The 10960-nt window shown below is 60.7% G+C and carries 9 protein-coding genes; 5 read left to right on the top strand and 4 right to left on the bottom strand.

Annotated elements, in window-relative coordinates:
• The first annotated feature begins 395 nt into the window (after nucleotides 1-395).
• The 3 genes from mtnP to BV034_RS23990 all read left to right on the top strand — a co-directional run bounded on the left by mtnP (nucleotide 396) and on the right by BV034_RS23990 (nucleotide 4318).
• On the top strand, nucleotides 396-1328 hold the full coding sequence (gene mtnP, locus BV034_RS24000) for an S-methyl-5'-thioadenosine phosphorylase (protein WP_050029505.1): 933 nt from the start codon (nucleotides 396-398) through the stop codon (nucleotides 1326-1328).
• A 153-nt stretch (nucleotides 1329-1481) separates the two neighbouring features.
• Nucleotides 1482-2465, top strand: a complete 984-nt coding sequence (locus BV034_RS23995; protein ID WP_081888070.1) for a polysaccharide deacetylase family protein — start codon at nucleotides 1482-1484, stop codon at nucleotides 2463-2465.
• Between the two features lie 110 nt (nucleotides 2466-2575).
• Complete coding sequence (locus tag BV034_RS23990) at nucleotides 2576-4318, top strand: dynamin family protein (protein WP_050029503.1); 1743 nt, start codon at nucleotides 2576-2578, stop codon at nucleotides 4316-4318.
• A 165-nt stretch (nucleotides 4319-4483) separates the two neighbouring features.
• On the opposite strand, the gene BV034_RS23985 is transcribed toward BV034_RS23990, so the two are convergent.
• Nucleotides 4484-6271, bottom strand: coding sequence for a cation:proton antiporter (locus tag BV034_RS23985; protein ID WP_050029502.1), 1788 nt, complete (start codon nucleotides 6269-6271; stop codon nucleotides 4484-4486).
• A gap of 478 nt (nucleotides 6272-6749) precedes the next feature.
• On the opposite strand from BV034_RS23985, the gene BV034_RS23980 reads away from it, so the two are divergent.
• Together BV034_RS23980 and BV034_RS23975 are read left to right on the top strand one after the other, a co-directional pair.
• Complete coding sequence (locus BV034_RS23980; protein ID WP_050029501.1) at nucleotides 6750-7649, top strand: phosphatidate cytidylyltransferase; 900 nt, start codon at nucleotides 6750-6752, stop codon at nucleotides 7647-7649.
• Nucleotides 7650-7717: 68 nt separating this feature from the next.
• The gene (locus tag BV034_RS23975) at nucleotides 7718-8914 is read left to right on the top strand and encodes a 1-deoxy-D-xylulose-5-phosphate reductoisomerase (protein WP_050029500.1); all 1197 of its coding nucleotides are present in this window, start codon (nucleotides 7718-7720) and stop codon (nucleotides 8912-8914) included.
• A gap of 325 nt (nucleotides 8915-9239) precedes the next feature.
• On the opposite strand, the gene BV034_RS23970 is transcribed toward BV034_RS23975, so the two are convergent.
• From BV034_RS23970 to BV034_RS23960, 3 genes are all read right to left on the bottom strand, one after another.
• Complete coding sequence (locus tag BV034_RS23970) at nucleotides 9240-10076, bottom strand: protein-tyrosine phosphatase family protein (RefSeq protein ID WP_265593397.1); 837 nt, start codon at nucleotides 10074-10076, stop codon at nucleotides 9240-9242.
• Nucleotides 10077-10186: 110 nt separating this feature from the next.
• Nucleotides 10187-10381, bottom strand: a complete 195-nt coding sequence (locus BV034_RS23965) for a hypothetical protein (RefSeq protein WP_050029498.1) — start codon at nucleotides 10379-10381, stop codon at nucleotides 10187-10189.
• 138 nt (nucleotides 10382-10519) lie between these two features.
• Complete coding sequence (locus tag BV034_RS23960) at nucleotides 10520-10903, bottom strand: hypothetical protein (protein ID WP_265593396.1); 384 nt, start codon at nucleotides 10901-10903, stop codon at nucleotides 10520-10522.
• Nucleotides 10904-10960: the final 57 nt, after the last annotated feature.

Genomic DNA, 10960 nt, shown 5'->3' with positions numbered 1-10960 from the left:
CTTCAAGCCACCGGCACTCCAAGACGCTGACGCGAGGTGAAGAGGGCCAATGCCGCTGTTGGAGTTGTCTGATGGGAGATGATCACCAGGGCCGCGAAAGCGGCGGTTCCCGCACGCACTCCACAGCGACTTCGTCGCCAGGTGGTGAAAATCTCCGAGTGGTTTGGAAATCTGAGCGGCTTTCGACATCGGAGGCTCTTCCGAGCAGCAAACTACTGACCGTGTGCACCTGCTGAATGCGAGGCACCTCTGGAAATACACGCTCGGGTGTGCGCACGGGAATCGCCACTCGATACCCTGCCGCCTTACACTGAGCCGCACGCCTACAGCCCGACTGTTCCCCGCTGCCTTTGCTTGACCCGTCTGCCAGCCCTGCTTAGGGAGAGCGCTATCTCATGAGCTCCCCCATCAGCCCATCCGCCGCCTCTGCCTCCGAGTCCACCGTGCCCGCCATCGGCATCATTGGTGGGAGTGGTCTGTATGACATAGAGGGTCTCACGGACCGGGAGGAGTTCCGGGTGTCGACGCCTTTTGGTGATCCTTCGGACGCCATTGTCACCGGGGTGCTGGCGGGTCGGCGGGTGTATTTCCTGCCCCGCCATGGTCGTGGACACCGCCTTCTCCCCACTGAGCTGCCGCATCGGGCAAATATCTATGCGCTGCGCTCTCTCGGGGTGCGTTTCATCATCGCCGTCACTGCCGTCGGCAGTCTGCGCCAGGAGTATCGCCCGCGGGACATCGTCCTGCCGCACCAGTTCTTTGACCGCCTTTCCCGTCGGGATCAGCACACTTTCTTTGGTCGGGGCATCGTGGCGCACATCGCCTTTGCAGATCCGATCAGCACTGGACTGCGTCAGCTTCTGGCAGAGGCGGCCCGCGAGGAGGGGGCGACCGTCCATGATGGCGGTACTTATGTCTGCATGGATGGTCCCGCCTTCTCCACTCGGGCGGAATCCAACGCGAACCGCCAGCTTGGCTTTGATGTCATCGGCATGACCAATCTTCCTGAGGCCAAGCTCGCCCGTGAGGCGGAGATCGCCCTGGCTACGCTGGCCATGGTGACCGACTACGACTGCTGGAAGATCGAGGAGGAACCCGTGACTGCGGAGACCGTGGTCGGCCACCTGCATGCGAATGCGGCCCGGGCCAAGAACATTGTTGCCCGCGTCATCCCCCGCATCCCCACCGTGGCCAACTGGCCAGAGCACGCGGCTCTCACCGGTGCCATGCTCACGCCTCGCAGCTTCTGGCCAGAGGAGACGGTGGCATCGCTGGGTGCGATTCTTGCCCCTTATGTGGGTGTGGGTGAAGTGGAAAGTGGCGGTTAAAAATGAAAAATGGAGGCTTCGACTCCAACCAAGCACGAACAGGCCTGTAAATTTCCAGCTTTTCAACCCGGCGGGATCGTTTACGGTGCTTAACCAATCCGGCCTCTGTTGTTCACCTTAAAAAAATCTCTCCATCCAGTGACCAAACCTCGCATGCTTTTCTCCCTCTGGCTCAGTGTCGTCCTCGCAGGTGGGCAAACGGGTTGCTCGATGCTGAAGAAGGAACCGCAGGTGGTCACGCCTGCACCCATCCAGAGCCGGCCCACGCCGCCGCCAAACGCGGGTGGGGGGCTCAAGCGCGGTCTGCAGAACCCGGATTTCTACCAGATCCCCAAGGTCCCGCCGCCCGGTGCCCGCTACTCGTACTCCTCCGTGCGCGTGAATGGCCCGTACATCGCCATGACCTTTGACGATGGTCCGCACCCAACGAACACGCCGCGGCTGTTGAACATGCTCAAGGAGCGCAACATCAAGGCGACGTTTTATGTGGTGGGGCAGCTGGCACGCGAATATCCCAACATCATCCGCCGCATCCTTGCGGAAGGTCATGAGATCGGGAACCACACCTATACGCATCCCATTCTCACGAAGGTGTCTGACGATCGCATCCGCAAGGAGCTGGGGGATACCCACAAGGCTCTTGTGGACATCGCCGGGTATCATCCGCGGACGATGCGTCCCCCTGGTGGCGGCACGAATGCCCGCCTGAAGCAATGGTTCCATGACGAGTACGGCTACAGCACGATCATGTGGAGTGTGGATCCCATGGACTGGAAGCGCCCCGGTGTGAGTGTCGTGACCAGCCGACTGGTGAATGGCGCCCATCCTGGTGCCATCCTGCTGGCACACGATCTGCACGCCCCCACCGTGGACGCCATGCCCAATACCTTGGATGGCCTTCTTTCCAAAGGTTATCGCTTCGTCACCGTGAGCCAGCTCATCAACATGGAAGTGGCAGCACCTGCCGGCGGTCCCGCTGTGGCTGGCAATGCGGCGCCCGCTCCCGGTGCCCCGGCACCGTTGCCCGGTCTTGGGGCTCCCCTGACTGCTCCGACCCCGTCCGGCGCTCCTGGGGTGGGATTCCCGCAGCAAGTGCCATCAGAGGCTCCCCTGGCCCCGGCTCCCGGTGGTTTCTAAGAAGTGAAGTGATTTCGCCACCTTTCGCACCGTCCCGCCTCCGCTTCAGTTTCAACCTCACCCTCCCATCCCCAGAGGCCGCATGCAGAAAGGAGACGCAACGGACCAGGATGATCGGTGAGGAGTATTTCGACCTGCGTTCCCGCCTCGGCACCGCTCTCTATTCGCTCAAGGCCCTCGTGCCTGAGCTCGGGGCCGGGCCGGAGGAGGCGGGCATCCTGGAAAACCTCGTCAACAGCCTCAAGGATCCCTTCGTCTTCGTGGTGGTAGGGGAGGTGAATGTGGGCAAGTCCACGTTCCTCAATGCCCTCTTTGGCACCGATCTCACGAAGACCGGTATCGTCCCCACCACGGACAAGATCTTCTTCTTCAAGCATGGCCCGCAGCTTCGTCACGTGCCGGTGAGCCGCACGCTTGAGGAGGTGTATGCCCCGGTGGAGTTCCTCAAGGACTTCCACATCGTGGACACTCCTGGCACAAACTCGATCGAAAACGAGCATCAGGAAATAACGGAGCGATTCGTCCCCCTGGCGGACATGGTCATCTTCGTGTTCTCCGCCATGAATCCGTGGGGGGCTTCTACCTGGCAGTTCCTGGACAAGGTCCACCGTCAGTGGATGAGGCACGTCATCTTCGTGCTCCAGCAGGCGGATCTCAGAACGCCGGAGGAGATCGTCTCCATCCAGCAGTACATGCTGCAGCTCTGTCGCCAGCGCTTCGGGCGGGAGTTTCCGGTGTTCCCCGTCTCGGCCAAGCGCGCCTATCTGGCTCGCAGCTCCGGACTGGACCGGGAGAAGCTCATGGAGGAGAGCGGCTACCCCAAGCTGGAGCAACACATTTCTGACTGCATCGGCGGCAGTGGCCCCCGCTTGGGGAAGCTGGGCAATGCCCTCCGCATTGCTCAAACCATGGTGGGCAAACTAGCCGCCCAGTCGACAACCCGCATCGCAGCGCGTGAGCGCAAGCAGGCTGGGCTGGCCACCATTGAGGGAGAGCTCGCCACGCGGCAGGAGCGGACCCTCGCGAAGCTCAGTGCTGCCGTGGATGCTACCGAGCTCGACTTTACCTGGCTGGCAGAAGAACTGCTGAAGCACCTCGAGGTCCTCTTCGACCAGAAGCTCGCGTTCAAGTGCACGTTCAAGGAACGCCGCTCCGTCGTGGGTGTGGAAAAGGTCCTGCGGGACAAGCTGGACGTTCCCTCCAGCCAGCGCTGGGAGCAAAGCGCCTCCATCCTGGAGGATGACCTCAATGAGGCTGCCGACCACCTTGCCCGGCACATGACGGAGGAGCTCCGCGTGCAGCTCCATGAGGACTTGCGTCAGTCGCCTGCGTTTTGGAAGAAGTACAAATCCACCTTCGCCGCCAACACCGGCTCACTGGTGAACCGGGTCATCAAGGCCGTGGGCATCGAGGCTGAACTCGCGCCTGCCCTGGCGAACTCCCGCCAGATGATGATCTGGATGGTGCTTGTTGGCGTTGTTTCCGCGATCTCCGCCGGCATCTTTGCCGGGCTCGGCCACTGGGGCGTCGGTCTGGGGGCCCTTGCTGCCGGGTCTCTCATGGCATGGCTCCTCTGGCTGGCGTGTGGGCGCGTCTTCGCCGCCACGCGGAAAGCGGCCACCTTCAAGCTCAATGCCGCCCGCCCGGAGCTGCGCCACCAGCTCCAACTCCATACGCAGGAGGAGGTGCGCGATCTCTACGCCGCCCTCCATCGCATCCTCGCTCCGACCCGCGAAAAACTCTCAGACCAGCAGAAGCGTCAGACCTTCCAACACGAGAGCCTCGGCAAACTCGAGGTTAATTTCAAAGAACTCGATGCCAAGATGGCAGGTTTGGTTGCGCGCGGAGTTTGATCGGGCGTTTCGGTCAGGCGTGCTGGGTGTTTGGTGGTGGTTCGCTTCGGATTCCAGTGCGTCAGTGCGTCAAGGCTTTGGATGCGCCGTGATGGGAGGAGGGGCTCTGGGCCTGCGGGAAGTGGCTCGTCTTTTCCGAACCTGCTCCAATCCTGTTAATCTCTTCTAAATCTTGTTAATCCTGTCTCTGTCTGCGTCCCGCTCATCCTCCCCTGAGCCGCTCTCAAGCTCATGGTAGATGCCCTCCGCGTACCGGAGCATCGAGGTTGCGGCCTCGGACTCATCTTGCACCACGGCGGTGGCTCCGCGGTCCAGCAGGCGTCCGCGGTCAGAGGCAAAGCGGCTGCGTGCGAGGATGGGCACCTCCGCATTGAACTCTTTCACGAGCTGAATGGCCTCGAAGGCAATGCGCGCATCGGGGAAGGTGAAGGCCACCAGACTCGCGTCATTGAGCCGTGCCAGTTCCCAGGTCTCGCGCTGGGCGGCATCGGCATAGAGCACGGAAATGCCCTGACGCTTCAGCGTGCGCACCGTGTCCACGTTCAGCTCGATCACCAGCACCTCGATTCCGTATTTCGACAGGGAGCGGTGGAGCGCTGTCCCCACGTGACCATAGCCGCACAGCACCGCGTGGCCGCGCAGGGACTTGATCTTTTGTTTGTAGTCAGCGTTCACCGCCGCTGTTTTCTTCGATTTCACGTAACCCTTTCGCTCCAACCAGTCGGCGATGTTTGGCACCGCTCGCATCAGGGTCGGCACCAGGGCCATGGAAATGGCTCCAGAGGTGTTGAAGACCTGCACGAAGACTTCGTCCCATGGCATTTGCGCCTTGGAGCGAGTCATGAGAATGAGGGAGAACTCTCCTGCGGAGGCCAGCGCCGCCGTGGTCATCAGTCCCGCCCGCCAGGTGAGATGAAGCGCCCGGCATGCCAGCGCCACAACCGCCGCCTTCACCAGGATGAGTGCCAAAGTGAATGCCACCACAGACGGCAGGTTCTGGGAGAGAATGCTTACATCGATGGTTAGGCCGATCGAGACAAAGAACAGGGTCAGGAACAGGTCCTTGAAGGGGAGGATGTCCGCCATCACCCGGTGGCTGTAGATGGAGCCACTGGCCACCAGTCCCGCCACGAAGGCACCCAGCGCCGGGCTCAAGCCTAGAGCCGCCGCCAGACAGGTCACGCCAGCGCATAGCGCCACCACCATGAGGGTGAAGAGCTCCCGGCTCCGCGTGTTGGACACGGCCAGCATCACCCGCGGCACCACATACCGGCCCAGTAGCCAAACTGCCACAGCGAAGATGGCCCCATTCCCCATCGTGCCTGCCAGAGAACCCCACAGGTGCGAGTCCTCCCCACCGCCCGTCGCGGACTTGCTCAGCGCTGGCAGCATCACCATGAAAAAGATCACCAGCAGATCCTGGAACAGGGCGATCCCAAGCGTCGTTCGGCTGGCTGGCCCGGCGGGGATGCCCAGGCTCTGGAAGGTCTTCATGCTCACCGCCGTGGAGCTCACGGCCACCGCGACGGCTGCCACCAGGCCCTGCACGACGCTGAACCCGCACAGCTTGAACACTACGAAGGCCAACAGCATCGTTAGGCCGCACTGAATCCCACCGCCCACAAAGGAGGTGTGCCGGAGATGCTTCAACTCCGCCAGGGAGAACTCAATACCGATGGTAAACATGAGCAGCACCACGCCCACTTCTGCGAAGCCAGACATGCTGTGGTGAAACTCCGGTCCGGCCAGCTTCAGCAACCCCGAATTCGCCGCCGCCACCCCGCAAAGGAAGTACCCGATGAGCAGCGACTGCTGAAACCGTACCAGCGCGAGCGACACCAGCACCAGCGAGGTGAGCAGCAGGGCCAGGATGATCAGCATGGGGGACACCCCCTCCGCGATGGCCAGCAGGCCCCCGTTCATGAGTTGAGCAAGCGAATTGAGAAACTCCATGGTACGTCCCTGCACAAACAACGGAAAAGGGAGCGGCGCAAGGGTTGGTTGAGGCGCTGCGCTGGTTGAGACGCTGCGCTTGTTGAGGCTCCCGCAAGCGGGATGGTTGAGGCGGTCGCGATGGACGCAGCTCAATCCGGACCTGCCTTTGCCATCCTGTTAATCTTTTCCTAATCTTGTTAATCCTGTCAGAACGGCCGCCTCCTTACCCCTGACCTCCTCCCACTCCAGCGAAGCGCTTCAACAGCCCGCTTGCGGGCCCCTCAACCAACGGAGTGTCTCAGCCAGCGTAGCATCTCAACTAAATTGTTAATCCTGTCAGAACGGACGCCTGCTTGCCCTGACCTCCTCCCACTCCAGCGAAGCGCCTCAACAGCCCGCTTGCGGGCCCTAAACCAGCGTAGCATCTCAACCAGCGCAGCGTCTCAACTAAAAAAGGGTTGTTCGAGCGCCCTGTTTCAGCTTGGTTTAGGCTTCAATGCCCGCTTCCTCTTCTGCCCCCGGTTCCGCCAGCCCAGCCCCCAGCAAAGCTCAGGTGTTTCGGGTCCGGCTCACCAGCACACTCATCCTGTGGGCGCTCATCAGCGTGGCCCTTTGGTTGCAGTTGGATTCTGTGCTCGTGGGCATCGTGGGTCTGCTGGGCATTCTCGGTACCTGGGAGTACTTCAGGCTGCAGAATGCCGATGCCCAGTCCCGGGACTTCACCCGTCTGGCCGTCTCCATTTCTTTTGTTTACTGGGTCGCGACCGGTCTGCTCACCGTTCCCGGGCATCGGGAGCCGCCGTGGTGGCTGGATGCGGCGATGCTGGTCATCACTTTGCACGGCGCGTTTTACCTGAGCTTCCGCACCGCCCTGGACGGGACCAACACCCTCCGCCGCATTCAGAACCTCGTGTTTGGCATGGTGTACACCACTTTCCTGGCGGGATTCATGACCCGTTTGCTGTTCTTTGAAGGGGCTGCCAGCGGACGCCATCTGCTGTTGCTCTTCGTGATGACCACCAAATTTGGCGATATGGGGGCCTATGCCATTGGCTCCTGGTTGGGCAAGCACAAGATGATCCCGCACATCAGCCCGGCCAAGACCTGGCAGGGATTCGGCGGTGCCATTGCGGGCAGCTACCTCGCCATGGTGGCCATGATGCTGATCGTGCCGGAGAAACTGGCCCCGCTCACCTGGGGACACGCCCTCATTCTGGCACCCCTCCTTAGCATCTCTGGCGTGGCGGGCGACCTTGCCGAGTCCGTGTTAAAACGCTGCCACTCCATCAAAGACTCCGGTCACAAGCTTCCGGGTATCGGCGGGATACTGGACCTCACGGACAGCCTCATCTTTACCGCACCGGTGGCCTACTGCTACCTGAAGTCCATCTCCTAGCGCCGAACGGATCCAGCCATCCGATCCTCCTCAGTGCCAGTCATCTGCTTCCGTTTCCTGCCTCCTGCATGACGATTTCCAGCGCCTCCTCTGCCTCTGCTCCTGCCCGTCCACGTCCTCATCGTCGCAAGGTGCTCGTTCTGGGCTCCACGGGCTCCATCGGGCACAGCGCGCTGAAAGTGGCACAGGACATCCCGGATCGCATGGAGATCGTGGGCCTTGCCGCCCAGCGCAGTGTGGAAGCCCTCGTCCGCCAGGTCGCGGAGACGGGAGTGAAGCAAGTGGCCGTAACGGATGCGCAGGCCGCAGAGCGGGCTCGCCAACTCCTCCCCGCAGATGTAGAGATTTTCGACGGCAGCCGTGGTTTGGTGGATCTGGTGAAAGCCACGGAGGCTGACCTTGTCCTCGTTGCCATCGTCGGCACCGCCGGACTCGAACCTGCCCTGGAAGCCATCAGACTGGGCAAAGACCTCGCAGTCGCCAGCAAAGAGATCCTTGTCATGGCCGGCGAAGCGGTTATGGGCGCGGCCAAGGCCCAGGGCGTATGGGTGCTGCCCGTGGACAGCGAGCACAACGCCATTTACCAGTGCCTGGAGGGGCGCGACCCCGCCCATGTGCGTCGCCTTCTTCTGACCGCCAGTGGCGGACCATTTCGCAAGGTGGATGCGACCGAGTTGGAGCACGTGACGGTGGCCCAAGCGCTGAAACACCCTACCTGGAACATGGGGCGCAAGATCACGATTGATTCCGCTACGCTCTTCAACAAAGGCTTGGAGATGATCGAAGCTCGCTGGCTCTTCGACGTGCCGATGAGCCGCGTGGATGTGGTCGTACACCCCCAGAGCATCGTGCACAGCATGGTCGAGTTTGTGGACAGCTCCGTACTGGCCCAGCTCAGCCACTCGGACATGTGCTTCCCGATCCAGTACGCCGTCACCTGGCCAGACCGCGTGTCCAACACGCTGCCGCCTTTGGACTTTGCCCGTCTGGCAGCTTTGCATTTTGAAGCTCCGCGGGTGGACGTCTTTCCCGCACTCCGCCTTGCCCGTGAGGCGGGCGAAGCGGGCGGTACATTGCCTGCTGTACTGAACGCCGCCAATGAGGTGGCTGTGGAGGCCTTCCTCAATGAGCGTCTCAATTTCCCTGCCATTTGGGCCACCGTCGAGGAGGTGATGCAAAAACACTCCAACGTGGAGCATCCGTCCTTGGAAGCGATCATTGAGGCGGATGCGTGGGCGAGAAGGATGGCGGAAGGGCTGCTGTAGGGAGTCCTGCGCGGCTGAGGATGCTGCATCGTTGCGTTCTCTCCTCCCCAGCTTCCTCGAACCTGCTGGCAACGCCTTCCCTCAGTTGCGCCCTTCTGCCAGCAGGCGAAAGCGGCGTCGATCCGCCAGCACTCCAAGACACTGTCGTGCGCTTGCGCAGGCCTTTCCGAAACTCGTCCAAACAACTCTGCGCGCCTGTCCAAACCAACTTGTCCATACCTCGCGAAGCGTCTTGGAGTACGGGGGCTTGATGCCGTTTCGCCGGCCTATGAGGTGCTCGATTCATCGAGGCTCCTCCTATATCCTGCGACGCTGGATGCCTCGTTCAATTCCGTTCCATTTGAGGAGCAACACTGATCGGTGCGGTTTGTGGTTGTGCGGCTGTCTCCTGAAAATACTCCTCCATGAACTGTCTCTGGCGGGCGTTCCAGTTTATCCCTGGACGTTGTTGGCGCAGCAGGTTCAGTGCCTGGCTGGCAGAGGTCACAACCCCGCGCTCTGCCAGGAGGGCGGCGGCAAACATTCCTGTACGACCATGACCTTGCGCACAATGCACATAGACTTTCCCGACGGCCACGCGTTGGCAAGCCGCTCTGAGCGCCAGCTTTCCCGGGACATCCGCATCCAGAACCGGCAGGCTGAAGTACGAAGAGTGGTCGCGAATATTTTTGGGCTCCTCGAACTCTGCGGTCAGATCCACATAGTGGGCAAACTCACCTGGTAGTTCGTGAGGCAGCAGGCGGCGACCCACCACCAGATCGTCGGCTATGCGATGGGTTGCCGGGATGCGATCCAAGAGCCGGTACAGATGCCAGACGGTCCAGGTGAAGGCCAGGTAGGGAAAAAGCAGTACCTTGTGCAGCGGAGCGATACGTCCATTTGCCCGCTTGCCAAACACGCTTGATCCCCATCGAGTGTGAGCATAACCAAGCGCCACCAGAGCAAAACTGCCGCCGGTCCACCACCATACCCAGGCTGTTTGCGGATGCGTAAAGCCTGCGCTTACCAGCACCAGGCTCATCAATCCAAGGATCAGGGCATACCTCATGGGACAATGTAATTTGTCCATGAATGCTGCCACAAATCCTTCCTGAGAAGCAACCCTCCCTCTGCAGCCGGCCACAATTTCCCCTGAAAGCCCGCCAATGGCTTTTTGCTGCAAGCCGCCCCAGTTCCCGCTATTTCCTAAATGCTTTTCCCATCTTGCTGATCATTCAAGATCTTGTTAATCCCGTCAGAATTGTGGCTCGCTGCAGGCCACGACACGTCCTCTCACATGCCGTATACTTCGCGGTCATCATAAAACACCTTCTTCTCGCCTTTGGTCGTGGCGGTCTGGCTGGAGCCCGTCGTGCGGGGATTGGACGCGTCGGTTTGGGTTGAGGCACCGGCGGTGGTGTGATCCACTGCACTTGACTGGTCCGCGGGGGAAGCGTCCGCCTTATCTGAGACTGGCTGCGCATTCATGCCGGAATCATACCTTTTTCATTCAGCAGAAGACAGGGTTATTCCACCGAAGAGGAGGAGTAGTGCGCCAATGGTTATGGTGAGTGTAGTAAGTCTGTGATTTTCATTTGGAGGGGTTGATGGTTAGGCGGAGTTATCCTATTTGGCGGCCCCGGGCTCGGGTTGCTGTTCCTTGGCTGGTGCCTGCTCCTTGACGCTCTCCTTTTCCACCGGCTCTATTCTCAACTGATATTGCCAGTGCCCGTCGTGCCACGCCAGGGAGTTGCCGTCCACTTTCAACTTTTGCACGACGGGCCAGCTTTCTTGAAAAGCCCGCCTGGCTTTGTAAAGAGTCACGTCTCCCAGTTGGATAATTGAGGTGTCTGTATCAAGAAAACCAAGCCCGACACTCTCCATCACTTGCATGCGCTTCACCGTTCCCAGAGGGAAAGATACGCTCTCTTCCCTTAACACCTCCAACTTGTAGCCGTTTCTCAGATCCTGGTAACCCCGACCACAAAAGAAGCTGATGATGGAAAGCACACAGGTGGCGCAGGACCAGATGAGAAACGATTTCATACCGGGTGGATTTTCGTCTTC

Source organism: Verrucomicrobium sp. BvORR034, assembly GCF_000739635.1.
GTDB lineage: Bacteria > Verrucomicrobiota > Verrucomicrobiia > Verrucomicrobiales > Verrucomicrobiaceae > Verrucomicrobium.
The sequence above is the reverse complement of the archived record's forward strand: the minus strand, read 5'-3'. Positions and strand labels throughout refer to the sequence as shown.